At 56.1% G+C, this 25,309-nt stretch carries 27 protein-coding genes; 18 read left to right on the forward strand and 9 right to left on the reverse strand.

Annotated elements, in window-relative coordinates:
* Position 1: 1 nt before the first annotated feature.
* The 7 genes from otnK to QMG15_RS04670 all read right to left on the reverse strand — a co-directional run bounded on the left by otnK (position 2) and on the right by QMG15_RS04670 (position 7,006).
* Positions 2-1,306, reverse strand: a complete 1,305-nt coding sequence (gene otnK / locus QMG15_RS04640; RefSeq protein ID WP_281789729.1) for a 3-oxo-tetronate kinase — start codon at positions 1,304-1,306, stop codon at positions 2-4.
* 8 nt (positions 1,307-1,314) lie between these two features.
* Entirely contained in the window at positions 1,315-2,328 is a 1,014-nt protein-coding gene (denD, locus tag QMG15_RS04645; RefSeq protein WP_281789730.1) for a D-erythronate dehydrogenase, read from the reverse strand.
* A gap of 15 nt (positions 2,329-2,343) precedes the next feature.
* Positions 2,344-3,252, reverse strand: coding sequence for an L-threonate dehydrogenase (gene ltnD / locus QMG15_RS04650; RefSeq protein ID WP_281789731.1), 909 nt, complete (start codon positions 3,250-3,252; stop codon positions 2,344-2,346).
* A gap of 16 nt (positions 3,253-3,268) precedes the next feature.
* The gene (locus QMG15_RS04655) at positions 3,269-4,561 is read right to left on the reverse strand and encodes a TRAP transporter large permease (RefSeq protein WP_281789732.1); all 1,293 of its coding nucleotides are present in this window, start codon (positions 4,559-4,561) and stop codon (positions 3,269-3,271) included.
* The gene (locus QMG15_RS04660) at positions 4,558-5,070 is read right to left on the reverse strand and encodes a TRAP transporter small permease (protein WP_108359328.1); all 513 of its coding nucleotides are present in this window, start codon (positions 5,068-5,070) and stop codon (positions 4,558-4,560) included. The genes QMG15_RS04655 and QMG15_RS04660 overlap by 4 nt, the downstream gene beginning before the upstream one ends.
* 60 nt (positions 5,071-5,130) lie before the next feature.
* Positions 5,131-6,117: a TRAP transporter substrate-binding protein gene (locus QMG15_RS04665; RefSeq protein ID WP_108358987.1), complete on the reverse strand. Its 987-nt coding sequence runs from the start codon at positions 6,115-6,117 to the stop codon at positions 5,131-5,133.
* Between the two features lie 118 nt (positions 6,118-6,235).
* Complete coding sequence (locus tag QMG15_RS04670; RefSeq protein WP_281789733.1) at positions 6,236-7,006, reverse strand: FadR/GntR family transcriptional regulator; 771 nt, start codon at positions 7,004-7,006, stop codon at positions 6,236-6,238.
* A 198-nt stretch (positions 7,007-7,204) separates the two neighbouring features.
* Here QMG15_RS04670 and QMG15_RS04675 point away from each other — a divergent pair, with 198 nt between their 5' ends.
* The 9 genes from QMG15_RS04675 to rlmD are packed head-to-tail and all read left to right on the forward strand — an operon-like array spanning position 7,205 to position 15,210.
* Entirely contained in the window at positions 7,205-7,507 is a 303-nt protein-coding gene (locus QMG15_RS04675; RefSeq protein WP_281789734.1) for a hypothetical protein, read from the forward strand.
* Positions 7,504-10,038, forward strand: coding sequence for a cation-translocating P-type ATPase (locus QMG15_RS04680; RefSeq protein WP_281789735.1), 2,535 nt, complete (start codon positions 7,504-7,506; stop codon positions 10,036-10,038). The genes QMG15_RS04675 and QMG15_RS04680 overlap by 4 nt, the downstream gene beginning before the upstream one ends.
* Positions 10,031-10,360, forward strand: a complete 330-nt coding sequence (locus tag QMG15_RS04685; protein ID WP_158268547.1) for a polymer-forming cytoskeletal protein — start codon at positions 10,031-10,033, stop codon at positions 10,358-10,360. Before QMG15_RS04680 ends, QMG15_RS04685 begins: the two co-directional genes overlap by 8 nt.
* The gene (locus QMG15_RS04690; RefSeq protein ID WP_281789736.1) at positions 10,357-11,085 is read left to right on the forward strand and encodes an AzlC family ABC transporter permease; all 729 of its coding nucleotides are present in this window, start codon (positions 10,357-10,359) and stop codon (positions 11,083-11,085) included. The genes QMG15_RS04685 and QMG15_RS04690 overlap by 4 nt, the downstream gene beginning before the upstream one ends.
* A complete protein-coding gene (locus tag QMG15_RS04695) occupies positions 11,082-11,432 on the forward strand; it encodes an AzlD domain-containing protein (protein WP_108358982.1) in 351 nt (116 codons plus the stop codon). The genes QMG15_RS04690 and QMG15_RS04695 overlap by 4 nt, the downstream gene beginning before the upstream one ends.
* A gap of 26 nt (positions 11,433-11,458) precedes the next feature.
* Positions 11,459-12,217 carry a 5'/3'-nucleotidase SurE gene (gene surE / locus QMG15_RS04700; RefSeq protein ID WP_281789737.1) on the forward strand — a complete coding sequence of 253 codons (759 nt, stop codon included), beginning with the start codon at positions 11,459-11,461 and terminating at the stop codon, positions 12,215-12,217.
* On the forward strand, positions 12,214-13,017 hold the full coding sequence (locus QMG15_RS04705; protein WP_281789739.1) for a protein-L-isoaspartate(D-aspartate) O-methyltransferase: 804 nt from the start codon (positions 12,214-12,216) through the stop codon (positions 13,015-13,017). The genes surE and QMG15_RS04705 overlap by 4 nt, the downstream gene beginning before the upstream one ends.
* Positions 13,018-13,033: 16 nt before the next feature.
* Complete coding sequence (locus tag QMG15_RS04710; RefSeq protein ID WP_281789741.1) at positions 13,034-13,816, forward strand: peptidoglycan DD-metalloendopeptidase family protein; 783 nt, start codon at positions 13,034-13,036, stop codon at positions 13,814-13,816.
* Positions 13,816-15,210: a 23S rRNA (uracil(1939)-C(5))-methyltransferase RlmD gene (rlmD, locus tag QMG15_RS04715; protein WP_281789742.1), complete on the forward strand. Its 1,395-nt coding sequence runs from the start codon at positions 13,816-13,818 to the stop codon at positions 15,208-15,210. Before QMG15_RS04710 ends, rlmD begins: the two co-directional genes overlap by 1 nt.
* A 73-nt stretch (positions 15,211-15,283) precedes the next feature.
* On the opposite strand, the gene QMG15_RS04720 is transcribed toward rlmD, so the two are convergent.
* A complete protein-coding gene (locus QMG15_RS04720) occupies positions 15,284-15,970 on the reverse strand; it encodes a Bax inhibitor-1/YccA family protein (RefSeq protein ID WP_281789743.1) in 687 nt (228 codons plus the stop codon).
* Between the two features lie 172 nt (positions 15,971-16,142).
* On the opposite strand from QMG15_RS04720, the gene QMG15_RS04725 reads away from it, so the two are divergent.
* A complete protein-coding gene (locus QMG15_RS04725) occupies positions 16,143-16,550 on the forward strand; it encodes a heme-binding protein (protein WP_108358976.1) in 408 nt (135 codons plus the stop codon).
* A 70-nt stretch (positions 16,551-16,620) separates the two neighbouring features.
* Here the strand turns inward: QMG15_RS04725 and QMG15_RS04730 are convergent, their stop codons facing one another.
* Positions 16,621-17,448: a pyruvate, water dikinase regulatory protein gene (locus QMG15_RS04730; RefSeq protein ID WP_281789744.1), complete on the reverse strand. Its 828-nt coding sequence runs from the start codon at positions 17,446-17,448 to the stop codon at positions 16,621-16,623.
* 179 nt (positions 17,449-17,627) lie between these two features.
* Between QMG15_RS04730 and ppsA the strand changes: the two genes are divergently transcribed.
* The 8 genes from ppsA to dnaB all read left to right on the forward strand — a co-directional run bounded on the left by ppsA (position 17,628) and on the right by dnaB (position 25,305).
* The gene (gene ppsA, locus QMG15_RS04735) at positions 17,628-20,018 is read left to right on the forward strand and encodes a phosphoenolpyruvate synthase (RefSeq protein WP_281789745.1); all 2,391 of its coding nucleotides are present in this window, start codon (positions 17,628-17,630) and stop codon (positions 20,016-20,018) included.
* Between the two features lie 9 nt (positions 20,019-20,027).
* On the forward strand, positions 20,028-20,255 hold the full coding sequence (locus QMG15_RS04740; RefSeq protein ID WP_281789746.1) for a hypothetical protein: 228 nt from the start codon (positions 20,028-20,030) through the stop codon (positions 20,253-20,255).
* Complete coding sequence (locus QMG15_RS04745; RefSeq protein ID WP_281789747.1) at positions 20,245-22,239, forward strand: VC_2705 family sodium/solute symporter; 1,995 nt, start codon at positions 20,245-20,247, stop codon at positions 22,237-22,239. The genes QMG15_RS04740 and QMG15_RS04745 overlap by 11 nt, the downstream gene beginning before the upstream one ends.
* A 73-nt stretch (positions 22,240-22,312) precedes the next feature.
* Complete coding sequence (gene rpsF, locus QMG15_RS04750) at positions 22,313-22,678, forward strand: 30S ribosomal protein S6 (protein WP_104799310.1); 366 nt, start codon at positions 22,313-22,315, stop codon at positions 22,676-22,678.
* 20 nt (positions 22,679-22,698) lie between these two features.
* Positions 22,699-22,989, forward strand: coding sequence for a primosomal replication protein N (gene priB, locus QMG15_RS04755; RefSeq protein WP_281789748.1), 291 nt, complete (start codon positions 22,699-22,701; stop codon positions 22,987-22,989).
* 12 nt (positions 22,990-23,001) lie between these two features.
* Complete coding sequence (gene rpsR, locus QMG15_RS04760) at positions 23,002-23,283, forward strand: 30S ribosomal protein S18 (protein ID WP_044397946.1); 282 nt, start codon at positions 23,002-23,004, stop codon at positions 23,281-23,283.
* 11 nt (positions 23,284-23,294) lie between these two features.
* The gene (gene rplI, locus QMG15_RS04765) at positions 23,295-23,747 is read left to right on the forward strand and encodes a 50S ribosomal protein L9 (RefSeq protein WP_281789749.1); all 453 of its coding nucleotides are present in this window, start codon (positions 23,295-23,297) and stop codon (positions 23,745-23,747) included.
* A 145-nt stretch (positions 23,748-23,892) separates the two neighbouring features.
* The gene (gene dnaB / locus QMG15_RS04770) at positions 23,893-25,305 is read left to right on the forward strand and encodes a replicative DNA helicase (protein WP_281789750.1); all 1,413 of its coding nucleotides are present in this window, start codon (positions 23,893-23,895) and stop codon (positions 25,303-25,305) included.
* Positions 25,306-25,309 lie beyond the last annotated feature (4 nt).

Here is a 25,309-nt window from a genome sequence, read left to right on the forward strand (position 1 = left end):
GTCATTTCAGCAGCGAGAACGATTTTTCAAAAAAATCATGCGTGCCAAAGTTTCCAGATTTCAAAGTGACATGAACTGTATCGCCGTGGCAGACCTTGGATGTCACGGAGGTCCATGGCACGCCTGGGTCAATTTGTGGGCCAATGACCATGCGTTCGACGTCGAGGGCTTGCACCACGGCACCTGAGGTTTCGCCGCCCGCCACCACGAGTTGACGCACGCCGGCTTGCACCAAACCTTTGGCGATGTTCGAGAGGGTGTGCTCCACCAGTTCACCGGCTTGGGCCACACCCAGTTGGTTTTGAATGGCTTGGACGGCCGCAGGTTCTGCGGTGGCGTAAATCAACACGGGGCCGTCTTTGAGTTGAGGTGCGGCCCAGTTCAGGGCTTGTTGCACCACGTCTGTGCCAGAGGCCACAGCCAAAGGGTCCACGGCAAATGCGGGCTTGCCCGCTTGGCGCCAGTGCAGCACTTGGGCATTGGTGGCGACCGAGCAGCTGCCAGACACCACGGCTTGGTAGCCTGTGGCGGCAGGCAGTGTGTCTGCCGCTGCGTTGGCGGCTAAAACGCCACGCGCTTTCCAGTTTTGAGGCAGGCCAATGGCCACGCCCGAGCCTGCGGTGATAAGGGGCATGTCGGCCAAGGCTTGGCCCATGTGCATCAAGTCTTGGTTGCTGATGGCGTCCACCACGGCCACGCCAACGCCCTCGGCTTGCAGCGCTTGAAAGCGCGCACGAATGGCGTCAGGTCCGGCAGACACGCACGATTGCTCAACCAAACCCACCTTGCGTTGGGTTTGTGATTGCATGACGCGTACCAAGTTGGCATCCGTCATGGGGGTGAGTGGGTGGTTGCGCATGCCGCTGTCTGACAACAGCACATCGCCCACAAACAAGTGGCCTTTGAAAATGGTGCGGTTGTTTTCAGGGAAGGCGGGGCAAACGATGGTGAAGCCTTTGCCCGGGCCATCCATGGCGTCCATCAGGGCTTCGGTGACGGGGCCAATGTTGCCCTGCGGGGTGGAGTCAAAGGTCGAGCAGTATTTGAAATAAATCTGTTCGACGCCTTGCGCTTTCAACCACGCATAGGCTTGCAGCGATTGGGCGATGGCGTCTTTGGCGGGAATGGTGCGTGACTTGAGCGCCACCACGATGGCGTCTGCGTCAATGGGCTGGTTGTCCGTGGGCACGCCAATGGTTTGCACGGTGCGCATGCCGGCGCGAACCAAGTTGTTGGCCAGGTCTGTGGCCCCCGTAAAGTCGTCGGCAATGCAGCCCAGCAAAGGCTTTGTCAAATGGTGAGTCATGGGTGTGTTTAAAACTTCAGCGCACAGGTGATGGCGTGTGGGTGGCGCGCGGCATACGATTGAATGAGGCTTTTGACCGAGCTGTCTGCCTCAAGGCCAAGGCGCTTGGCGCGGTCGTTGTCAAACTGGCTGGGCCAGCCGCTGACGATGGCTTGTACTTTGGCGTCCACTTTCCAATCGAGCAAAGCAGCGCTTGCATCGCCTGCAATTTCTTTCAACGCTTGCGCCATCTCGCCCACCGTGGTGGTGAGTGCGGGCAGGTTCACGGCCGTGGGGGCGCCCCATGTCGCTGTGGGCGCGGTGAGGGCGCACATCAAGCCTTGCATGGTTTTGTCTGTCGATGCAAGGGCCACACGGGTGTCAGCAGGCACGGGGACGGTGCATGCTTGGCCTGCCAAGGGTTCGCGGAACATGCCGCTCAAAAAGCTGGAGGCCGCACCGTTGGGTTTGCCTGGGCGAACCGACACGGTCATCAATCGCACATTGCGTCCGTGAATCAAACCTTTGCGTGAAAAGTCGGCGACCAGCTGTTCGACCATGAATTTTTGAATGCCGTAGCTGCTTTGCGGCGTGGGTTGGTAGGTGTCGGAGATGCTGCTGGGTAGCTGTTGACCCGCCGACGCGCCAAACACAGCGACCGAGCTGGCAAACACAAACACGGGCTGCTTGGCTTGGTGACGCGCGGCTTGCAGCAAGTTCAAAGAGGTTTGCAAGTTACTTTGCAAACCCAAATCCAAATTGGCTTCGCATTCGCCGCTGACCGCCGCTGCCAAATGCACCACGGCATCGACACCGTCGAGCTTGAGGGTTTGTGTGTGGAGCAAGTCACTCAAATCGCCCACCACCGCGCGCACGCGGGTGTCTTGCTGCAAGTCAGCCGGTGGTGCGACGAGGTCGGTCAGCACCAATTCGGTGACAGGGCCTGAACCTTTGCCTTCGAGGTGAAGGGAGGGCTGCTGCAACAGTTCGCGCGCGAGGCTCGCGCCAAGAAAGCCGCTGCCGCCTGTGATGAGGATGCGCATTGCTTGACCTTTGACTCAGTGGGCTTGTGGCAACTCAATGCCAGGGAAAATTTTGATGACAGCCGAGTCGTCTTCGCGGCCATGTCCTGCCGTGGAGGCTTGCATGAACATTTGGTGGGCCGTGGCCGACAAGGGCAGAGGGAATTTGGTGGCGCGCGCGGTGTCGAGTACGAGTCCCAAATCTTTCACAAAAATGTCCACGGCTGACAGCGGGGTGTAGTCGCCCTTGAGCACGTGGGCCATGCGGTTTTCAAACATCCAGCTGTTGCCCGCGCTGTTGGTGATGACTTCGTACAAGGCGTCTGCCGCCACACCTTCGCGTAGACCTAAGGCCATGGCTTCGGCGGCTGCGGCAATGTGTACGCCGGCCAACAACTGGTTGATGATTTTGACTTTGCTGCCATAGCCCGCGCGGTCGCCAAGTTTGTACACATTGGCGGCCATGCTCTCGAGCGCGTTGCCCGCTTTGGTGTACGCGGCAGCTTGGCCTGAGGTCATCATGGTCATTTGGCCAGATGCAGCTTTGGCGGCACCACCCGAAATGGGGGCATCTAGATACAAGAGGCCCATGTCGTTGAGGCGCTTTTCCAATGCCACGGACCAATTGGGGTCCACGGTCGAGCACATGATGAACAAGCTGCCCGCTTTCATGTGCGCAGCAGCGCCGTTGGCACCAAACAAGACTTGCTCGGTTTGGTCAGCATTGACCACAACGCTGACGATGATGTCTGCCGCTTGCGCAAGCGCTGCGGGGGCCTTGTGGGCTGTGCCGCCTTCTTGTGCAAAGGCTTCGGCAGCTTCGTAGCGCACGTCGCACACGCTGACGTGGTGGCCCGCACGGCGCAGCGAGCTGGCCATGCCTTTGCCCATGGCTCCTAGGCCAATCACGCCAATCGACAGTGTGGTTTGGGTTTGAGTTGTCATAAAGTCAGTTCAGTGTTTATTGAAAACCAAAGGCATGCGGTGCCCATGTGCTCAAGGCCGGGATGAAAGTCAGCATGATCAAAATGATGGCGTGCGCAATCAAGAACGGTTTGAGCTCTCGTGTCAGCGCATCCAGAGGTACTTTGGCCACGTTGGAGGTGACGAACAGCAAGCCGCCAACAGGTGGCGTGATCATGCCCAGCGTCAAGTTGAAGATGACCACCATGGCAAAGTGAATCGGGTCAATGCCCAGCTTGGCAGCCACGGGGGCCAAGATTGGCACCAACACCATCACGCCTGGCAATGGCTCAATGAAGATGCCAAAGATCAGCAAGAAGATGTTCACAGCAATCAAGAACGTGAAGGCCGACATGTCTTGTCCGCCCATCCACTCAGCCAGTTTGATGGGCAAGCCATCGATGGTCAGAATCCAAGCAAAGGCGTTGGATGTGCCGATGATGATGAGCACCGAGGCTGTCATGAGGGCTGAGCGCGACAAGATGTCAGGCACCGCTTTCCATTCCAGCGTGCGGTAAATCCATTTGCCACACACCAAGGCGTAGAACACCGCCACCACCGAGGCTTCGGTGGGTGTGAACCAACCTGCGCGCATGCCGCCCAAAATGATCACGGGCAACATGAGTGCAGGAATGGCTTTCCAAGTGACCAGCATTTTTTCGGCAAATGTTTCGTTGCCGGGGATGCCTTTGTAGTTGCGCTGTTTAGAGATGTACCAGTTGACCGCGGCCATGCCGCCGGCAATCAAAATGCCGGGGATAAAACCTGCGACGAACAGCGCCCCCACGGAGACACGTTCATCTTGCAGCGCATAGATGATCATGATGATGGAGGGCGGAATGATGGGGCCGACGATGGCCGTTGCCGCGGTCAATGCTGCGGCGTATGAACGGTCGTAACCGGCTTTGTCCATCATGCGAATCATCATGGAGCCAGGGCCTGCGGCATCTGCCAAGGCTGAGCCAGAAATGCCTGAGAAGAAGGTGAGTGACGCCACGTTGGTGTAGCCCAAGCCGCCGCGTTTGTGGCCCACAAACTGCGCCGCAAACTTCAGCAGCACTTCGGTGAGTGAACCACCACTCATCAGTTCAGCCGCCAAGATGAAAAATGGCACCGCCATCAGCGGGAAACTGTCTACACCTTCGTAGGTTTGCTTGAGCAACACAAAGAGTGGGAAGTCCGCGCCAAACACCAAGGCGGTGAGTGTGGAAAAGCCGAGCGCAAACGCAACGGGCAAGCCAATTGCCAAATAGAAGCAACAGCTGAGTAAAAGAATTAGGCTGAGACTCATAGGGATGCGCTGGCGTTAGCGTCGAAGTGTGAATCGGAAGCGAAGGTGCGGGTGAGCACATAGTCGCGAACAATGATGAGCCAATGTGCAAGCAGCAAAGCGCCGCCTACAGGCATGGATGCATAGACCCATGACATGGAAACTTGTGTGGTCGGTGTCATTTGGTACTGAACACGGTCCACATAAATGAGGCCATACCAAATGATGAAGATGAAAAAGCCAGTGAGCATCACGGCAATCAAGACGCGAATGGCGCGTGCCCAAGCGATGGGCAAACTGTCTTGTAGGTTTTCGACGGCAATGTGGCCGCCGTAGCGCAGCACGGGGCCGGCACCCACGAAAGTGAGCCACACCATCATGTAGCGGGCCACTTCTTCGGCCCATTCGATGGATTGGTTGGTGGCGTAGCGCAAGACCACGTTAGAGAAGATGATGATGGCCATGGCAGCAAGCAAAGCGATCAACACGCTTCGGTTGGCGATCATTAAATATTTTTCGAAAAATTTCATGGTGTGTCCCATGCTCAACGAGCCAGCAAGCTGGCTCGTTGAAAGGTGAAGAAAACCCGATTACTTCACAGCTTGGATCGCTGCGAGCTTGTCTGCGCCAAATTCTTTGGCGTAGTTGGCGTAAGGGCCTTTGAGTGCATCGCTGAAGCTGGTGCTGTTGACCTTTTTCACCACTTGCATGCCTTCACGTTCGAGTTGGGCAATGCCATTGGCTTCGTCGTCATTGACTTTCTTACGTGTGGCGGCCACGCTCTTGGTCGCTGCGTCCATGAAAGCCTTTTTGTCAGCATCGCTGAGCTTGTTCATGATGCGTGGCGAGGTGATGATGAGCGCAGGTGAGTACACATGGCCTGTGAGTGACAAGTGCTTTTGTACTTGTGAAAACTTGGAAGCCAAGATGACCGGGATGGGGTTTTCTTGACCATCCACAACGCCTTGTTGCAAAGCACCAAACACTTCAGGAAATGCCATGGGGGTGGGTTGGATGCCGAATGAGCGATAGCCTTCCATGTGCACCTTGTTTTCCATGGTGCGCATCTTCAAGCCGCTGGCGTCCGAAGCACTGACGATGGGACGCTTGTTGTTGGTCATGTGACGGAAGCCGTTTTCGCTCCAAGCCAAAGCCACCAAGCCGTGGTTGCTGAACTTGGCCAACATGTCTTGACCAATTTTCCCGTCCAACACTTTGCGTGCGTGGTCGTAGTCACGGAACAAGAAGGGCACGTCCACGATTTTCATTTCAGGAACGAAGTTGCCGACGGGCCCTGTGGAGGTGATGACCAAGTCTTGTGTGCCGATTTGTACAGCTTCAATTTCTTCGCGTTCACCACCCAAAGCGCTGGCAGGGTAGACCTGGCACTTGTAGCGGCCTTGGGTATTTTTGTCGAGCGTGTCGCAAAACACATTGGCGCCCACATCGTAGTGAGAGCCTTTGGCCAGCACGTGACCCATTTTCAAAACGGTTTGGGCTTGTGTGGGAAATGCGGCAAATGCGGCAGTGGCGGCGAGTGCTGCCACCCATTTTTTGCTGAGAAAAGTCTTTGACATCGTGTCTCCTGATTGTTAAGAGCAGCAACCTGAATAGCAATCATGCTGTCAGGTTGTATGACAAATTATCTTGAACTAATCAGGCACTCAGCCTAGGGGGTAACCCGTGATGCAGGGGTTAGATTTTGGGTTTTGTCAGCTCGGTTCGCAGGGGTTTGGCCAGCGCGAGTCCTTGCGAGGTCCAAAAGACGGGGTCAGCCTTGCCAATGCGTTTGGCCGCGTTGAGCATGTGCTTGGTCCCTGCTTGGCGGGCGGCTTTGACGTCGCCAGCTTCAATGGCTTGCACGATGGCCTGGTGCTCGTCTCGCACCGCATCTTCTAAGTCTGCGCGCGTGGCTTCGTTGGCACGGGTGACGCGCGTGGCGTTTTCTAAAAATTGATTGAGGTAAGACAGGGTGTCTAAGAGAAAAGGGTTGTTCGCCGCTTGCGCAATGGCCGCATGAAAGGCGACATCCTCGCTCACGCCATCACCGCCGCTTGCCACGGCCTTGTCGAGCGCGCGCATGGCTTGTTTGATTTTTTGCAGTGACTTGGTGGTTCGGCGTTCGGCGGCGAGGGCTGCCGATTCAGCTTCGAGGGCACGTCTGACTTCGACGACTTTCAAGACCGCATCGACCGAGCCGTCTGGGATGAGTTTGAGTTTTCCGGTGTCTGGCGTTGGAAGCGCTTTCACAAAGGCGCCTGAGCCTTGTCGCGTTTCAATGAGCCCCAATGTTTTGAGCCGCGAAAACGCTTCACGTACCACGGTTCTGCTAACCCCATGCTTTTGCACCAACGCGTTTTCGGTGGGAAGTTTTTCACCCGTTTTGAGTTTGCCTTCTCGAATGCTTGTTTCCAAGGTCTGGGCTAGCTTTTCAGACAGCGAGGCACCTAATTGAATGCGGGGCATGGTGAAAAATGTTACTGGTGTGGCAGAGGGTTGCTTGTTAATAAATCATATGCGACAAATGAATCATGCAGAGATGTCACGTGTTGATTGATCTAGCGCATAGCCACGAGCTGCTGCAAAGCAGTAAATTCAAGACGTACCAACATTTGAAAGAGTGAGCGCCGAATGACGATGCAGTTTTTTAAATTTCGACATGCAATGGCCGTCGTTTTCTTTGTCGTCAGTGCATCTTCGGCTCCTGCCGCGAGTGCCAGTGCCGCTTTGGCGCTTGAACACGGTTGCTTCAGTTGTCATGGTGAACCGTCGCGCGGTGGCTCTCCAACATTTGCCCAGTTGTCACGGCATCTTGCGAAATACAAAGGGCAAACTGGTGCAGCTGCACGCAAGGGCGAGAAGCTGAAAACGGATGATGAGAGCCAAGGCATCACACCGCACCGCATGTTGAGTTCAGAAACAGCCACGCTGCTGTTGCAGTGGTTGATTGACGGTGCAGCACCTTGAGCACGGCAACATCACCGCAGCTCACAAGCCTTACATCTGAGCAGGCGCAGCAGCAGTTGGCCCGCGACGGCGCCAATGCGCTAGAGGCTGCACAGCGCCGAACCGTGTGGGGCAGGCTGTGGGCCATGTTGCGAGAGCCCATGTTTGCCTTGCTGGTGTTGGCCGCTTCGCTGTATCTGGTGTTGGGCGATTTGACCGAAGGCCTCACACTGTTTGTGTTTGTGTTGGCGGTGCTGGCTTTGACTTTTTACCAAGAGGGCAAGTCAGAGGCTGCCATTGATGCGTTGCGGCAATTGAGCCAACCTTTCGCGCAAGTGATGCGTGATGGCCAGCGCATCAACGTGCCTTCGAGTGATGTGGTGGTGGGAGACATGTTGTTCATCTCCGAGGGGGACCGCATTGCCGCCGACGCTTGGGTCTTGCAGGCCGATCAATTGCAAGTGGATGAGTCCTTGTTGACAGGCGAGTCATTGGCCGTGACCAAAGTGGGGGCAGCTTTCGATGAGGCCCTAGTGCATGGCCAGCAACCGGGGGGCGATGAGTTGGCGGCTGTGTTTGGCGGCACCTTTGTGGTTCGTGGTCAAGGGGTGGTGCGTGTCACAGCCACGGGCATGCGTGGTCAGATGGGGCGCATTGGTGCGTCATTGAACCAAATCGAAACCGCGCTGACGCCATTGCAAAAACAAACCGCCCAGTTGGTAAAGGTGTTGGCGTGGATCACATTTGGCTTGTGTGTGCTGATGATTCTCACCCTAGGGTTGCGCAATGGGGCGTGGTTGCCTGCGCTGTTGTCGGGCATTGCGTTGGCCATGGCGATCTTGCCCGAAGAGTACCCGGTGGTGATGGCCATTTTCCCGGCCTTGGGCGCACATCGCCTCGCGCAGGAGGGGGTGCTGACGCGACACATCAACGCGATTGAAACCTTGGGCGCCACCACGGTGTTGTGCACAGACAAAACGGGCACCTTGACTGAAAACCGCATGAAGGTGGCGGCCTTGGCGGTGGGGGAGGCGTCTACGCCACGCCTGTTCAACATCAATGGCGAATCGCTGCCAGACGATTTTCATGGCTTGGTCGAACACGCCATCTTGGCGAGTGCGCCTGAGCCGTTTGACCCCATGGAAGTTGCTTTTCATGCGCTGGGTCAAACGTGGCTCCACGACGAACATTTACATCCCGATTGGGATTTGGTGCAAACCTATGCCTTGAGTCCCGCTTTGCGTGCCATGTCGCATGTATGGCGTGCCAGTGAAGATGCCGCGCACATCGTGTCTGCCAAAGGTGCGCCAGAGGCGGTGATGGATTTGTGTCATTTGTCGCCCGCGTTGCAAGCGCAATGGGGTGAGGTGGTGCATGCGATGGCCTCTGAGGGCTTGCGCGTGTTGGCCGTGGCGCAGGGGCGGTTTGTGGGCGACGCATGGCCTAGCTCTGCGCATGGGTTTGATTTTGAGTGGCTAGGACTGATTGGTTTGAGCGATCCCTTGCGCGCTGAGATTCCGCAAGCCATTGCCGATTGCCATTCGGCCAGCATCAAAGTCATCATGATCACGGGTGACTACCCGCAAACGGCACGTGTCATTGCCAATCAAGCAGGCTTGCAGGGCGGTGAGACTTTGACGGGTGACACCATTGACGCCATGTCCGACGAGGCGCTGAGTGCTCACCTCAAAACCGTCAGCGTGTGCGCTCGCATTTCGCCGCATCAAAAGCTGCGCATCGTCCAAGCGCTCAAGCGCAGTGGCGAGGTGGTGGCGATGACGGGCGATGGCGTGAACGATGCACCTGCATTGCGCGCAGCCCATGTGGGGATTGCCATGGGGGCGCGGGGGACCGATGTGGCACGCGAAGCCTCGTCGCTGGTGTTGGTGGATGACAACTTTGCCTCCATCGTCAAAGGCATACGCTTAGGCCGTCGCATTTTTGGCAACCTCCAAAAATCAATGGCCTATATTTTTGCCATTCACATTCCTATTGCAGGTTTGGCGCTGGTGCCCATGTTGTTTGCCCTGCCACCTTTGTTGATGCCTTTGCATATCGCGCTGTTGGAGCTGGTGGTGGACCCCTCGTGTTCTATCGCCTTTGAAAACGAACCCGCCGAGGCTGATGTGATGCAGCGTCCGCCGCGTGACACTTTGGCGCCTATTTTTGGATTTCAGCAAATGCTGGCCTCTTTCTTTCAGGGGGCGTGTGTGTTGGTCGCGACAGGCGCTGCCTATTGGGTCTCTTTGGATTTTTCTGCTGAAGCGCAGCGCGCGATGGTGCTCATTACCTTGGTGGCAGCCAACGCCATGCTGATTTTTGTGAACCGTGCGCGCAATTGGGTCGCTGTCTGGGTGATGGTGGCGGCGCTGACCTTGGTCTTGTTCGGCATTTACGTGCCGTGGCTTGCCGCACCGCTTAATTTGGCGCCGCTTGATGTGTCGCAGCTGGCGACAGCTTTGGGTTTGGGTGCCGCAAGTGTCTTGGCAGCGTGGTTTTGCTTGGGTTTGCTTAGGTATGATGGGCCATTCAAAGGAGCAGAGCATGGCTGATATCAACCCAACCAACAACAACCTCGTGATCGGCGAGGGCGTCACTTTCAAAGGCTCTATCTCTGCGCCTGGCAAAGCCGTGATCAATGGCAACGTCACTGGCGAGCTGACCGCCGACGATTTGTTGATTGGCACCAAAGGTCAAGTGACTGGCACTGTGCGTGCCCGTGAAATTGATGTGCATGGCGAACTCAACGAAGACATCGTCTGCAAAGAACATCTGTTGATTCACAGCACAGGTAAAGTGTCAGGGACCTTGGAGTATCACGAGTTGGAAATCCAACGCGGCGGTAAGTTCAAAGGCAATATGAACCAGAAATGAATCGGTTCGCCAATCGGCGCGAAGCCTTTTGGCAGGGCATCCGCGATGCCTTGGGCGCGCCAGTTTTAGTTTTATTCGCAGGCATGGTTGGTTTCGGAGCCATGGGACATTCCCACGGCTTCGATGCTTGGATGACTGGCCTCACCAGTTTGCTGATGTTTGCGTTGCCCGGCCAGGTGGTGATGCTGGAGATGTTTATCTCTGGCTCCTCTTTGTTGGCCATTGGCTTTGCTGTCACGCTGACCTCGACCCGTTTTGTCACCATGGTGGTGACGCTCTTTCCCCAGCTCCACCGACGCGACCGCAACCCACTGCTGTATCTGTGGGTGCACATGCTGGCCATGACCGCATGGGCAGTGTCGATGCGCGAGTTTCCCCGCATGTCTCCACAGCACCGCTTGAATTACTTCATCGGTTTGGCTTTGCCTTGCTGGTTGATCTCCCCGCTGGGCACCGTGTTGGGTTATTTCGTGGCAGGCTGGGTGCCAGCTGCCGTCACATTGGGGTTGGTGTTCATCAACCCCTTGTTTTTTTTGCTCACCTTCACCGATGTGAAGCCTTGGGCTAACCGCTTGGCCATTGGCTTGGGCTGCCTGTTTGGCCCCGCGTTTTATGTGCTGGACGCTGACAGCAGCTTGCTTTTGACAGGTTTGGTGGCAGGCTCTTTGGCTTATGTCATTGACCGCCGATGGTTACGCCCACGTCCCACCGAGGTGCAAGCATGAATGCCGACATGCAAGGCTGGGGCGTTTGGCTAGCACTCAGTGCGGCCTGCGTGGGCACCTACGTTTGCCGTGCTGCGGGTGTCAAACTGTCGGGTCACATCCATCAAGACAGCGAAGTGTTTCGCTGGCTCTCCACGGTGACCTATGCCATGGTGGCGGCACTGACGGTTCGTATGATTTTGATGCCGCTTGGCTTGTTGGCCACGGTCCCTGTGTTGTTGCGCGTGGTGATCTGTGCGCTCAGCCTTGCGGTCATGGTTTCTAGCCCACAACGTCGCTTGGTGCCTGCATTGCTGACGGGGACGTTGTTGATGCTGGCTTACGGTGTATTTCGCGCAACCCCATAGCCGCTGAGGCCCAACCCTAAGGCATCATGAATATTCTGATCTCCAACGACGACGGCTTTCAAGCCCCGGGCATTGTGGCTTTGTACGAAGCGCTCAAAGACTTGGGCCGCGTCGAAGTGGTCGCGCCCGAGCACAACAACAGCGCCAAGTCCAACGCGCTCACCTTGCATTCACCGCTGTATGTGAGCCAAGCGAGCAATGGCTTTCGCTACGTGAACGGCACACCCGCCGATTGTGTGCACATCGCACTCACGGGCTTGTTGGACTACAAACCTGACCTCGTGGTGTCTGGCATTAATAACGGCGCCAACATGGGCGATGACACGATTTACTCGGGCACGGTTGGTGCGGCGATGGAAGGCTATTTGTTTGGCATTCCCGCCATTGCCTTTTCGCAAGTCGAAAAAGGCTGGGGCCACATTGATGCCGCAGCGGCCAAAGCCCGCGAGCTGGTGCAGCAAATGATGGCGCAACCTCAAGTGGCGGGCTCGCCTTGGTTGTTGAATGTGAACATTCCCAACCAGCCCGTTGCACACATCAAACCCTTGCGTGTCACGCGTTTGGGGCGACGCCATTCGGCAGAGCGTGTCATCACGCAAACCAGCCCACGCGGCGAAACCATGTATTGGATTGGCAGCGCTGGCGCTGCCAAAGACGACAGCGATGGCACCGACTTTCATGCCACGTTTGAAGGCCACATGTCTGTCACGCCCTTGCACGTGGACTTGACGGAACATGCCAGCGTGCCAGCGTGGACCAAGCGTTTGAGCGGAGCGCACGCATGAAGCAACGCCCCAGTTTTCCGGCGCGTTTAGATTCAGGCAAACCGCAAGCCGCGCCCAAAACTTTGCTGGGGGCCACGCGTGTGGTGACGCCACAGTCCCCCGCCCGCGCCAAACCTGTGGGCATGGCCAGCCCCACGGGCGTGGGTTTGGACTCGTCGGCGATTCGCGCGCGCATGGTGAAAAAACTGGCAGAGCAGGGCATTGACGATGCGGTGGTGCTCGAAGCCATGGGCCGCGTGGAGCGGCATCGTTTTGTTGACAGTGCTTTGGTCAACCAAGCCTACGAAGACACGAGTTTGCCGATTGGCCTTGGACAAACCATTTCCAAGCCCAACGTGGTGGCCCGCATGATTGCCTTGTTGCGCGAAGCGCCGGGTTTGCAAGGTGCACCGCTGATGGGCCGCGTGTTAGAGATTGGCACAGGCTGCGGCTACCAAGCGGCGGTGCTGGCTTGTGTGGCGCGTGAGGTCTACAGCATTGAGCGCTTGCGTGGCCTGCATGACAAAGCGCGTGAGAATCTACGCCCCATGCGTTTGCCCAATGTCCACATGATTTTTGGTGACGGCATGCTGGGCTACGCACAAGGCGCGCCCTACAGCGCCATCATCTCTGCTGCGGGCGGCGAAAACGTGCCGCAAGCTTGGATGGACCAGCTCGCCATGGGGGGGCGGTTGGTCGCGCCGACGCATACCCAAAGCGGTCAACAAGCTTTGGTTGTGATCGACAAAACGCCTCAAGGCTTTCAACAAATGCTTCTCGAACCCGTGAACTTTGTACCTCTAAAATCAGGCATTGCTTGAATACAGGGAATTCAGAATGTTTCGTGTCGGAATGTGGGGACTTGCCGCCCTCGTGGCAGCTTTAGCGCTGTCGGGTTGCTCTAACAAAGGCCGCCTCGCCCCCGTGGATGACCACTCGATTGGCGGTGTACGTGGCGCCACGCGTGTGTTGCCGGGGGCTGAAAACGCAGGCAAGCCCGGTTACTACACCGTCAAGCCCGGTGACACCTTGATTCGCATTGGCATGGACAACGGCCAAAGCTGGCGCGACATCCTCCGTTGGAACAAGTTGGACAACCCCAACTTGATCGAAACAGGTCAAGTGTTGCGTGTGGCCCCGCCAGCACCTGACGTGGCTGTGGCACGTCCTGCCACATCGCCTGCCGCCGCGCCAGCGTCTGCCCCTGTTGCATCGGCGCCAGCCCCGTTGCCAGCGCCTTCGGCTGCAGAGGATGCGATCAGCTTTCAATGGCCCGCCCGCGGCAACCTCATTTCTGGTTTTGACGAGTCTAAAAACAAAGGCTTGGACATTGGTGGCAAAGTGGGCGACCCCGTGTTGGCCGCCGCAGATGGTCGTGTGGTGTACGCCGGCGCAGGTTTACGCGGCTACGGCAACCTCATCATCTTGAAACACAACAACACGTATTTGACGGCTTACGCGCACAACCAAACTTTGTTGGTCAAAGAAGACCAAGCCATCAAACGTGGCCAAAAAATTGCCGAGATGGGCAACAGCGACGCCGACCAAGTAAAACTGCATTTTGAAATTCGCCGTCAAGGCAAGCCGGTTGATCCTGCTAAGTATTTGCAGGGCAACTGATGACCGAGATCACGACAGAAAAACAATGGCCGGATAACGCGCTGCCCATCGAATCGATGGACATGGACGCGCAAGGCGTGGGCCACCGCGCCGATGGCAAAGTGGTGTTTGTGGATGGCGCCTTGCCCTTTGAGGTGGTGCGCGCCAATGTGCATCGCAAAAAAGACAACTGGGAAAAAGCCTCCTTGCTGGAAGTGCTGCACGAATCGTCGCAGCGTGTCACCCCCGGTTGTCCGCACTTTGGCTTGCACGCCGGTGCGTGCGGCGGCTGCAAGATGCAGCACTTGGATGCGGCTGCGCAAATCGCGGTCAAGCAGCGCGCCTTAGAAGACAACCTGTGGCACTTGGGCAAGGTCAAGGCCGAAACTATTCTTCGTCCCATCCAAGGCCCAGCATGGGGCTACCGTTATCGCGCCCGTTTGTCGGTGCGCTATGTGGTGAAAAAGGGCGAAGTGCTGGTGGGCTTTCACGAGCGCAAGAGCCGCTATGTGGCCGACATGCGCCAATGTCCCATCTTGCCGCCGCATGTCAACGCCATGCTCATGCCGCTGCGCAAGCTCATTGGCAGCATGGAAGCGCGCGAGACTTTGCCGCAAATCGAATTGGCCTGTGGCGATCACGTGACCGCGATGGTGTTGCGTCACATGGAACCTTTGAGCGCGCATGACATGGATGCTTTGCGCGCTTTTGCTGTTCAACACAAGGTCCAGTGGTGGTTGCAATCCAAAGGTCCAGACACGGTGTGTTTGATGGACGGCGCCTTGGGTGAGCCACTGTCTTACGCCTTGCCTGAGTTTGGCATCACCATGCCGTTCAAGCCCACCGACTTCACGCAGGTCAACCCGCACATCAACCGTGTGCTGGTCACGCGTGCCCTGCGTTTGCTGGATGTGCAGCCGACCGAGCGTGTCATTGACTGGTTCTGCGGTTTGGGTAACTTCACGCTGCCATTGGCCACACTCGCCCGCGAGGTGTTGGGCATTGAGGGCAGCGAGGCTTTGGTGGCCCGTTCGGGCGAGAACTATGTGTTCAATCAAGCCAACCGCGACAAGCCTTTGGCACCTACACGCTTTGTGGCGCGTAACTTGTTTGAAATGACACCTGAGTTGTTGTGCCAAGACGGTTCAGCAGATAAGTGGTTGGTCGATCCCCCTCGTGAGGGGGCGTTCTCGTTGGTGCAGGCCTTGGCTGAACTGCATCAGCAGCCTGAGCTTCGCCAGGGCTGGACACCTCCGAAGCGCATTGTGTATGTGAGCTGCAACCCTGCGACCTTGGCGCGTGACGCGGGCGTGTTGGTCAATTCAGCAGGCTATCGCATGTCGTTTGCTGGCGCGGTGAATATGTTCCCGCACACGGCGCACGTCGAGAGCATGGCTGTGTTCGATTTGATCTAAACATCAGAGCTCATAAAACTGCAGACGTAAAAAAGGGACCGTGAGGTCCCTTTTTTGTTGGCGCTTCAAACGCTTATTCGCGCTCGCCACCAAAGATGCCGAGCAAGGACAACAAGCTTTGGAACACGTTGATGATGTCCAAGTACAAGGTCAGCGTGGCGCTGATGTAGTTGGTTTCGCCGCCATCCATCACTTGTTTCAAGTCATACAGCATGAAGGCGCTGAAGATGGCCATGGACAACATGGAAATCACCATCATGCCTGCCGATGAACCGACGAACACGTTGATGATGCTGCCCACCATCAAAACGACAGCGCCCACCATCAGCCATTTGCCCATCCCAGATAAGTCGCGTTTGATGACGGTGGCCAAGCTGGCCATCACAAAGAACACACCTGCGGTGCCTGCGAACGCAGTCATCACCAGTTCAGATCCGTTCTTAAAGCCCAACACCATGGCGATCATGCGCGAGAGCATGAGGCCCATGAAGAAGGTGAAACCCAGCAGCACGTACACGCCGGTGGCACTTTCTTTGGTGCGCTCAATGGCGTAGATGAAGCCAAAGGCGCCAGCCACCATCAAAATCATGCCCATCACGCCAGAGATGGCGTAGCTGATGCCGGTGGCCACGCCAACCCACGCACCCAACACGGTGGGCAACATGCTCAGTGCAAGCAGCCAATAGGTATTGCGTACCACGCGGTTGCGTTCTTGCGTCGGCAAGACGTAGTAGTCAACGGTTTGAATGTGTTCATTCATGTTTAGCTCTCCAGATAAAACCTGATCATTCAGATGAGGCGCATTCTAGAGGTTTCAAGTGTGGTGACTCTATCGCTTACTTTTATTGAGGTTTCTTTTGTCTTGGGCGAGGGTAGTGGGGCGTTCAGAGTCGGTATGCTTGGGGTTTTCTTACTTTTCAAACTCGCTTCACATGAAAACCAAACACTTTCTCGAATCCGCAGATGTCAAAGCCATTGCCGCAGCCGCTGAAGCGGAAGCTTTGAAAAACAACTGGCCCGTGACCATCGCCATCGTGGATGACGGCGGCCACTTGTTGAATCTGCAGCGTTTGGATGGTGCCGCGCCTATTTCTTCGCACATCGCCCCAGCCAAAGCCCACACAGCAGCGTTGGGTCGTCGCGAAAGCAAGATTTACGAAGACGTCATCAACGGCGGCCGTACTTCTTTCTTGAGCGCGCCTGAAATCAAAGGCATGCTCGAAGGTGGTGTTCCCATCATGAAAGATGGCCAGTGCATTGGCGCTGTGGGCGTGAGCGGCGTCAAATCCAACGAAGACGCGCAAATTGCCAAGGCAGGCATTGCGGCCATCGGTCTGTAAATCGGAGCGCTGTCAAAGAAAAGCCCCGCAGTTTTAGAAGCTGCGGGGCTTTTTTGTGGGCGTTTGAAATTTAGTAAATCAGACGCTCAGGGTTGATTTCTTGAAGGATGGTGGTGGCAATTTCTTCAATGCTCTTGTGGGTGGTGGACAACCAGCGAATGCCCGCACGGCGCATCATGGCCTCTGCTTCGGCCACTTCGTGGCGGCAGTTGGCCAAGCTGGCGTATTTGGAGTCAGGGCGGCGTTCGTTGCGAATTTCGCTCAGGCGCTCGGGTTGAATGGTCAGTCCAAAGATTTTCTTTTTGTGTGGCATCAGGGCAGGGGGCAACTGGCGGCGCTCAAAGTCTTCGGGGATGAGCGGGTAGTTGGAGGCTTTCAAGCCGTGTTGCATGGCCAAATACAAGCTGGTGGGGGTTTTGCCGCTGCGGCTCACGCCCACCAAGATCACGTCAGACAACTCCAAATCGCGGTTGAGTTGACCATCGTCATGCGCCAAACTGAAGTTGATGGCCTCGATGCGATCCCGGTACTCCTGGCTCTTGCTCGCATCAGAGAAACGTCCCACACGGTGGTTTGACTTGATGCCCAGTTCTTTTTCGAGTGGGTTCACAAAGATGCTGAACATGTCCATCAGCATGGTTTTTTCTTTGCAGCCTTCCAAGATGACGCTCAACACCTCCATGTTCACCAGTGTGGTGAACACAATCGGCTTACGGCCTTCGACTTCACCCGTGTGAAGGATTTGACGCACAGCCTGGTGGGCTTTGTCCACCGAGTCCACAAACGGAATCCGGATGTGGCGAAACTTCACTTCGAACTGCGCCAAGATGGCGTTGCCAAAGGTTTCTGCGGTGATGCCGGTGCCGTCAGACACAAAGAAAACGCTGGGATTGGGCATGAAAAACTTTCAAAGTGGGTAAAGCCAAAAAGACAGGTTTTGGCGGGCGAGGCGCCATATCGGCCACCTACAATGTTGCATTATCCGAATTTCGCCACGCAGACTGTTCGACCCATTCAAAAAACTACAAAGTCGCCGCGCTGCATGGTCGCACCCGTTTTAACTTTTGGAGCTTGTCTATGACTGCACTTTTCAGCCCTACCGCTTTGGTGGTTCCTTTCGAAAAACTTCGAATGACTGACGTCGAATCCGTTGGCGGTAAAAACGCCAGCCTCGGCGAAATGATTTCGCAATTGCCCACAGGCGTTCGCGTGCCCACCGGCTTTGCCACCACGGCCCATGCCTTCCGTGAGTTTTTGGCTTACGACGGCTTGGTCGACAAAATCAACGCCCGTTTGGACAAACTCGACACCGAAGACGTGCGAGCCTTGGCTGAGGCCGGTGCCGAAATTCGCGCCATGGTGGAAGCTCAGCCTTTCCCCGCTGACTTGCAAAAAGCGATTGCTGAAGCCTTTGCCACCTTGTCTGCTGGCAATGCAGCAGCCACATTTGCGGTGCGCTCATCGGCCACTGCCGAAGATTTGCCTGACGCATCGTTTGCTGGCCAGCAAGAAACCTTCCTCAACGTGCACGGCATTGACGAAGTGCTGCACAAGATGAAGGAAGTGTTTGCCTCGTTGTACAACGACCGCGCCATCAGCTACCGCGTGCACAAGGGCTTTGCCCATGCCGATGTGGCTTTGTCTGCCGGCGTGCAACGCATGGTGCGCTCTGACTTGGGTGCTGCTGGTGTGATGTTCACCATCGACACCGAATCTGGTTTTGAAGACGTGGTGTTCATCACATCAAGCTATGGCCTCGGTGAAACCGTGGTGCAAGGCGCTGTGAACCCTGACGAGTTCTATGTGCACAAGCCAACCCTCAAAGCAGGCAAGCGCGCCGTGATTCGCCGCAACTTGGGCTCCAAGCTCTTGCAGATGGAGTTCTCGACGGCCGAAGAGAAAAAAGCCACTGGCAAATTGGTCAAGACCACCGATGTGCCCACAGAGCTGCGCAACCGTTATTCATTGACCGACGCTGACGTCGAACAATTGGCCCACTACGCCATGGTGATTGAGGCCCATTACGGCCGCCCGATGGACATCGAATGGGGCAAAGACGGCACAGACGGTTTGCTGTACATCTTGCAAGCACGCCCAGAAACTGTGAAGAGCCAAGCCAAAGGCCAATCTGAATTCCGCTACAAGCTCAAAGGCCACAGCACCGTGCTGGCCGAAGGCCGCGCGATTGGCCAAAAAATTGGTACCGGCCCTGTGCGCTTGGTGCACAACATCAGCGAGATGGACACCGTTCAGCCCGGCGATGTGTTGGTGACCGACATGACAGACCCCAACTGGGAACCCGTGATGAAGCGTGCCAGCGCCATCGTGACCAACCGTGGTGGCCGTACGTGCCACGCCGCCATCATTGCGCGTGAGTTGGGCATTCCTGCGGTGGTGGGTTGCGGCGACGCGACCGAGCGCTTGAAAGACGGCACCTTGGTGACCGTGAGCTGCTCTGAAGGCGACACGGGTTTGATCTATGACGGCTTGCTCGAAACCGAAGTGACCGAAGTGCAACGCGGCGAAATGCCCAAGATCAAAACCAAGATCATGATGAACGTGGGTAACCCACAGTTGGCGTTTGACTTCTGCCAATTGCCCAACGACGGCGTGGGTTTGGCCCGCTTGGAGTTCATCATCAACAACAACATTGGCGTGCACCCTAAGGCTATCTTGGACTACCCCAATGTGGATGCCGACTTGAAAAAGGCGGTGGAGTCTGTGGCTCGTGGCCATGCATCACCTCGCGCGTTCTACGTGGACAAAGTGGCCGAAGGCATTGCGACCATCGCGGCTGCGTTCTATCCAAAGCCAGTCATCGTGCGTATGTCGGACTTCAAGTCCAACGAGTACCGCAAACTCATTGGTGGCAGCCGCTACGAGCCAGAGGAAGAAAACCCAATGCTCGGCTTCCGTGGTGCTGCGCGCTACATCAGCGAAGACTTCGGCGAAGCCTTTGCGATGGAATGCGAAGCCATGCGTCGCGTGCGCGAAGACATGGGCTTGACCAACGTGCAAGTCATGGTGCCTTTCGTGCGCACCTTGGGCCAAGCCGAGCGCGTGACCAACTTGTTGGCCGAGCACGGTTTGAAGCGCGGAGAGAACGACCTCAAGGTCATCATGATGTGCGAAGTGCCGAGCAACGCCATCCTCGCCGACGATTTCTTGAAGTTCTTCGACGGTTTCTCCATCGGTTCCAACGATTTGACCCAACTCACCTTGGGTCTGGACCGTGATTCCGGTTTGGAGTTGTTGGCCGCTGACTTTGACGAGCGCGACCCTGCTGTGAAAGCTTTGCTCAGCAAAGCGATTGCCGCATGTTTGGCGCAAGGCAAGTACGTGGGCATCTGTGGCCAAGGCCCCAGCGACCACCCCGACTTTGCGCACTGGTTGGCAGACGAGGGCATCAGCTCCATCTCGCTCAACCCAGACAGCGTGATTGACACTTGGAAGTCATTGGCTAAATAAACAGCCTTGATGCAGCAACCTCCAGAACGCATCAGTTCAGCCAGCTTGCCCCTTCGCTCTCGGTGGGGCTTGCTGGCTTTGGTTGTGCTGACAATTGGATCGTTGGCGGTGGCTTGGCTGTTGCCAGACATGACGATGCTGCATTTTTTGTGGGTCGCGCAAGCCGTTCCCATTCTTTATTTCCTTTTGGCTTGGTGGGGCACGCAAGCGTCCGAGCGTGATGACCATGCGCCTTAAGTCCTGGCCGTGGCCTTTGCTGTTGGGTGGCTTTGCTGGCTTGGTTGTGCTCACGCTGCTGTTGCTGTTGGCCGACTTTGCTGGCGTGCCTCGGGCCTTGGTGAATGGGTTTTTCTTGGTCTTGTCGATCATCGGTTATGCCGTGATCGGCATGTTCTGTCGAACGACCGTGCCTGAGGAGTACTTCGTTGCCGGGCGGCGCATCAGCGCACCACTGAATGGCATGGCAACGGCGGCAGACTGGATTTCTGCCGCCTCTTTTTTGGGTTTAACGGGGTTGTTGTTGTCCGACGGTTTTGTGGGCGATGGTCAGCACCCCGGTGGTTTGGCTTATTTGTTGGGTTGGACGGGCGGCTTTTGCATCTTGGGTTTTCTATTCGCAGCCAAGCTCAACCGCTCGCAATCGATCACCATTCCTGAATTTCTAGGTCGCCGCTTCAACAGCGATGCTGTGCGCTGGTTGGCCGCTTGGGGGGCTATTTTGTGTTCCAGCATTTACCTGGTGGCACAAATTTACGGCATTGGCTTGGTAGCCTCGATGTTGTCTGGTTTGACGTTTGAGCTCGGCGTGTTCTTGGCTTTGGGGGGCGTGCTCTTGTGCTCGTTCTTAGGCGGCATGCGCGCCGTGACGTGGACCCAAGGTGTGCAGTGCGTGGTGATCGTTGTCTCGATGGTCGTGTTGAGCATGGCGGTGTCGTTCAAAACACAAGGCCATCCATTTGTCACGATTGCAGCGGCGCAGTCGCTGCCGCAAATTCAAGCGCGCGCTAAACAAATTGAAGCGGATCCCGCCGAGCAATCCACACGTGAAGTGATCAGCCTGCGCATGAGTAACTTGGACGCGAAGATTGCCGATCCCGTCAACGCACGTGAAATCGAACGTCAAACAGTGATGCGCCAAGTGGCGAGGGCGAAGGCTGACAATGCGCCGCTGCGTGAAATACAACGCTTAGAAGCGAACTCCGCATGGCGTGAACCCACCGTGGACCGCTTGGTGGGGGCTTGGCAGGCCGAACGAGAGGTGTTTGAGCAAGCCATCAGTCGACCTGTAGGCTTTCAGGCGCCTTATTTGGCGGGATGGAACCAAGGGTGGTTCAACAGCCTCGCCTTGGTTTTTTGCTTGATGCTGGGGTCCGCTGCGTTGCCTCATGTGTTGGTGCGCTCCTTCACCACGGCAACGCCAGCAGAAGCGCAACGCTCCATCGTTTGGGCGTTGTTCTTCATCGTGATCGTGTACTTGTGCGCTTCTGCCTTGGCCGTCTTGCTGAAATCATTCGTGTTGAACGAGTTGGTCGGTGCGCATTTAGACCAGCTTCCCGATTGGGCGGACCGTTTGAAATTGCGAAAGCTGGCGCTTTTGAGCATTCAGGATCACAACCAAGATGGCATCGTGCAGTTTGCAGACATTCGCTTGTTCAATGACTACTTGGTGCTGGGCGTGCCTGAGATGACGCACATTTCATCGGTGTTCACAGGCTTGCTCGCAGCAGGGGCCTTGGCCGCTGCCTTGTCGACAGCGGATGGGTTGCTGTTGACCATTTCGAACGCCTTGGCGCAAGACTTGTATTTTCAGACGGCGGACCCACACGCGCCACCACTGCGACGTGTCATGTTGTCGAAAATTTTGCTGATGGTTGTGGCTTTGATAGCAGCCTGGTTTGCCACGAACCGTCCTGTGAGCATTTTGTTTTGGGTGACTTGTGCTTTTTCTTTGGCTGCTTCCACTTTTTTCCCTGTGCTGCTGCTGGGGCTTTACTGGCGTGGCATGACGCGTTTAGGCGCCATTGCTGCGATGGTGTCGGGTTTGGCGGTGAGTCTATACTACATCGCTTCTAACCACCCATGGGTGCAGATGCGTCTTCAATTGCAAGCGGTCAATACCTTGTGGTGGGATTTGGACCCAGTTTGCTCAGGCGTTTTTGGCGTTCCGGTGGGGCTGTGCTTTGGCATTTTGGTGAGCCAGTTTTGCCGCGATAAAAATTGACTATAATCGTGGGCTTTTCCCTTGCTGCCCGCGTCAGACGCCGTAGGCAGCTTCACATCCACAAGGAGTGTCCATGCGTCATTACGAAATCATTTTGTTGATCCATCCGGATCAAAGCGAACAAGTTCCAGCCATGCTGGAGCGTTACAAAGGCATGATCACCGCAGGTGGTGGTGCTATTCATCGTACGGAAGACTGGGGTCGCCGCCAGTTGGCCTACATGATCAACAAGCTTGCCAAAGCTCACTACATTTGCTTGAACATCGAAGCTAGCCAAGCTGTGATGTCTGAACTCGAACACGCGTTCAAGTTCAACGATGCTGTGTTGCGCCACATGACTGTCTTGCGTAAGAAGGCCGACACCGCGCCTTCCATCATGATGAAGACAGTTGAGCGCGAAGAAGCTCGCAAGAACCAGCAAGCTGAGTTCGCGGGCTAATTGCTGACTTACTACAAGGTTTGAACCACGTTGTTTTGAATGCTTGTGTTGTGGAGGCTTCGGCCCTGCGATACACCCCAGCCGGTTTACCCGCCATTGATCTAAGCCTCGAACACGAGTCTGACATTCAAGAAGCAGGGCAAAAGCGACAAGTCAAAGCAACCGTCAAAACAGTCGCCTTGGGATCTTTGGCTGAGCGTCTCGCTCAACTTCCCCTCGGTAGCCTTTGGCAGTTCAGTGGCTTTTTAGCCTCACCTCGTAACAGCAAAAACGTCGTTTTTCATATTCAAGATTTTCAGCAAATTTCATAGGAGGCCCAGATCATGGCCACATTCAAGAAATTCAACAAAGACAAGCGCCCAAAGCGCAACACGCAATCATTGCTTTTCAAGCGCAAGCGCTTCTGCCGCTTCACCGTCACTGGCGTTGAAGAAATCGACTACAAAGACGTCGACACATTGCGTGACTTCATTGCCGAAAACGGCAAGATCATTCCCGCACGCCTGACTGGCACACGCGCTATTTATCAACGTCAGCTGAACACTGCCATCAAGCGCGCACGCTTCTTGGCCTTGGTGCCATACAGCGACCAGCACAAGATCTAAGGAGACCGACCATGCAAATTATTCTGCTCGACAAGGTCGTGAACCTCGGCAACCTCGGCGAAATCGTCCGTGTGAAAGATGGTTACGCCCGTAACTTTTTGATCCCATCAGGCCGTGCACGTCGCGCCACTGAGACAGCGATCAAAGAATTCGAAGTTCGCCGCGCTGAACTCGAAAAAACTGCTGCTGAAAAATTGGCTGCTGCACAAGCTCAAGGCGAGAAGTTGACTGGCAAAGTCATCAAGCTCAGCCAAAAAGCGGGTGTGGACGGTCGTTTGTTCGGCTCTGTGACCAACCACGACATCGCTGAAGCGTTGACGAAAGAAGGTTTCCCAGTAGCGAAAGCTCAAATCCGCATGCCTCATGGCCCGATCAAAACAGTCAGCGAAAGCGCTGTTGGCGTGGCATTGCACACGGACGTGATTGTTGAAATCACTGTCAACGTGCAAGGCGAGACTGCTTAAGTTTCCCCGCACCTGAAAAGCCGCTCTTCGGAGCGGCTTTTTTATTTGTTCTTTGCATTTCCCCAGCTAACCCACCTCTTATCCACAGAGTTATCCCAAGCGTTTGGCGCCTCTGGGCTTAGGATGTGTGTTTTACAGGATCACCATGTCAGCCGCTACTACCAGCTTTGATGAGAGCTTCTCTCACGACCAGCAAATTGCACAACTGCGCATTCCTCCGCACTCCATCGAGGCCGAGTCCAGCGTATTGGGCGGCTTGCTGCTGGACAACGGCGCGTGGGATCGCGTGGGGGATTTGTTGGTGGACGGTGACTTCTACCGTTACGAACACAAACAGGTGTACGCCGCCATTGGCGCATTGGTGAACACCAGCCGTCCGGCTGACGTGATCACGGTCTACGAGCATTTGCAAGCACTTGGCAAGGCCGAAGAAATCGGTGGCTTGGGCTACCTCAATGCCTTGGCCCAATATGTGCCAAGCGCGAGCAACATTCGTCGCTATGCCGAAATCGTGCGCGAACGCTCGATTCTGCGCAAGTTGGTGACAGCCAGCGACGAAATCGCCACCAACGCCTTCAACACACAGGGCAGGGCAGTCGCCCAGATCTTGGACGAAGCTGAGCAAAAAATCTTCAACATCGGTGAAGAAGGCTCACGCATGAAGCAGGGTTTCCAAGCCATGCCGCAGTTGGTGGTGGACTTGCTCGACCGCGTGCAAGAAATGGCGGACAACCAAAACGACATCACCGGCGTGCCCACAGGCTTTATCGACTTTGACCGCATGACCTCAGGCTTGCAGCCGGGTGACTTGATTGTGTTGGCGGCGCGTCCTTCCATGGGTAAAACGGCGCTGGCGATCAACATTGCCGAGCACGTGGCTTTGAACGAAGGTCTGCCTGTCGCTGTGTTCTCGATGGAGATGGGCGCTTCGCAACTGGCGGTTCGTATCGTGGGTTCGATTGGTCGTGTGGACCAAGGTCATTTGCGTACGGGCAAGCTGAGCGATGACGAATGGCCGCGTTTGACCGAAGCCATTGAGAAGCTGCGCAATGTGTCGCTGCACATCGACGAAACGCCGGGCTTGACCCCCAGTGAGTTGCGTGCCAACGCCCGTCGTTTGTCGCGTCAGTGCGGCAAGCTCGGCCTCATCGTGGTCGACTATTTGCAGCTCATGAGCGGCTCAAGCAGCAGCGGTGGCGACAACCGTGCTACCGAGATTGGCGAGATTTCGCGGGGTTTGAAAATGCTGGCCAAAGAGCTGCAATGCCCGGTCATTGCCTTGTCTCAGCTCAACCGAAGCGTGGAACAACGCACTGACAAGCGCCCCATGATGAGTGACTTGCGAGAGTCCGGCGCTATTGAGCAGGACGCGGACGTGATCATGTTCATTTACCGCGATGACTACTACAACAAAGAGTCCAAAGAGCCGGGCGTGGCCGAGGTCATCATCGGCAAGCAGCGTAACGGCCCCACTGGGACCGTCAAGCTGGCCTTCTTGAAACCACTCACCAAGTTCGAAAGCTTGGCCAGTGGCTACAGCAGTGGCGGCGACTATTAACGCT

It is taken from the genome of Limnohabitans sp. INBF002 (assembly GCF_027924905.1).
In the GTDB taxonomy this organism is placed as follows: Bacteria; Pseudomonadota; Gammaproteobacteria; order Burkholderiales; family Burkholderiaceae_C; genus Limnohabitans.

Coding starts and splice junctions, on each gene's coding strand:
- otnK (WP_281789729.1), bottom strand. CDS start 1,306: ATGACTCACCATTTGACAAAGCCTTTGCTGGGCTGCATTGCCGACGAC.
- denD (WP_281789730.1), bottom strand. CDS start 2,328: ATGCGCATCCTCATCACAGGCGGCAGCGGCTTTCTTGGCGCGAGCCTC.
- ltnD (WP_281789731.1), bottom strand. CDS start 3,252: ATGACAACTCAAACCCAAACCACACTGTCGATTGGCGTGATTGGCCTA.
- QMG15_RS04655 (WP_281789732.1), bottom strand. CDS start 4,561: ATGAGTCTCAGCCTAATTCTTTTACTCAGCTGTTGCTTCTATTTGGCA.
- QMG15_RS04660 (WP_108359328.1), bottom strand. CDS start 5,070: ATGAAATTTTTCGAAAAATATTTAATGATCGCCAACCGAAGCGTGTTG.
- QMG15_RS04665 (WP_108358987.1), bottom strand. CDS start 6,117: ATGTCAAAGACTTTTCTCAGCAAAAAATGGGTGGCAGCACTCGCCGCC.
- QMG15_RS04670 (WP_281789733.1), bottom strand. CDS start 7,006: ATGCCCCGCATTCAATTAGGTGCCTCGCTGTCTGAAAAGCTAGCCCAG.
- QMG15_RS04675 (WP_281789734.1), top strand. CDS start 7,205: ATGGCCGTCGTTTTCTTTGTCGTCAGTGCATCTTCGGCTCCTGCCGCG.
- QMG15_RS04685 (WP_158268547.1), top strand. CDS start 10,031: ATGGCTGATATCAACCCAACCAACAACAACCTCGTGATCGGCGAGGGC.
- QMG15_RS04690 (WP_281789736.1), top strand. CDS start 10,357: ATGAATCGGTTCGCCAATCGGCGCGAAGCCTTTTGGCAGGGCATCCGC.
- QMG15_RS04695 (WP_108358982.1), top strand. CDS start 11,082: ATGAATGCCGACATGCAAGGCTGGGGCGTTTGGCTAGCACTCAGTGCG.
- surE (WP_281789737.1), top strand. CDS start 11,459: ATGAATATTCTGATCTCCAACGACGACGGCTTTCAAGCCCCGGGCATT.
- QMG15_RS04705 (WP_281789739.1), top strand. CDS start 12,214: ATGAAGCAACGCCCCAGTTTTCCGGCGCGTTTAGATTCAGGCAAACCG.
- QMG15_RS04710 (WP_281789741.1), top strand. CDS start 13,034: ATGTTTCGTGTCGGAATGTGGGGACTTGCCGCCCTCGTGGCAGCTTTA.
- rlmD (WP_281789742.1), top strand. CDS start 13,816: ATGACCGAGATCACGACAGAAAAACAATGGCCGGATAACGCGCTGCCC.
- QMG15_RS04720 (WP_281789743.1), bottom strand. CDS start 15,970: ATGAATGAACACATTCAAACCGTTGACTACTACGTCTTGCCGACGCAA.
- QMG15_RS04725 (WP_108358976.1), top strand. CDS start 16,143: ATGAAAACCAAACACTTTCTCGAATCCGCAGATGTCAAAGCCATTGCC.
- QMG15_RS04730 (WP_281789744.1), bottom strand. CDS start 17,448: ATGCCCAATCCCAGCGTTTTCTTTGTGTCTGACGGCACCGGCATCACC.
- ppsA (WP_281789745.1), top strand. CDS start 17,628: ATGACTGCACTTTTCAGCCCTACCGCTTTGGTGGTTCCTTTCGAAAAA.
- QMG15_RS04740 (WP_281789746.1), top strand. CDS start 20,028: ATGCAGCAACCTCCAGAACGCATCAGTTCAGCCAGCTTGCCCCTTCGC.
- QMG15_RS04745 (WP_281789747.1), top strand. CDS start 20,245: ATGCGCCTTAAGTCCTGGCCGTGGCCTTTGCTGTTGGGTGGCTTTGCT.
- rpsF (WP_104799310.1), top strand. CDS start 22,313: ATGCGTCATTACGAAATCATTTTGTTGATCCATCCGGATCAAAGCGAA.
- rpsR (WP_044397946.1), top strand. CDS start 23,002: ATGGCCACATTCAAGAAATTCAACAAAGACAAGCGCCCAAAGCGCAAC.
- rplI (WP_281789749.1), top strand. CDS start 23,295: ATGCAAATTATTCTGCTCGACAAGGTCGTGAACCTCGGCAACCTCGGC.
- dnaB (WP_281789750.1), top strand. CDS start 23,893: ATGTCAGCCGCTACTACCAGCTTTGATGAGAGCTTCTCTCACGACCAG.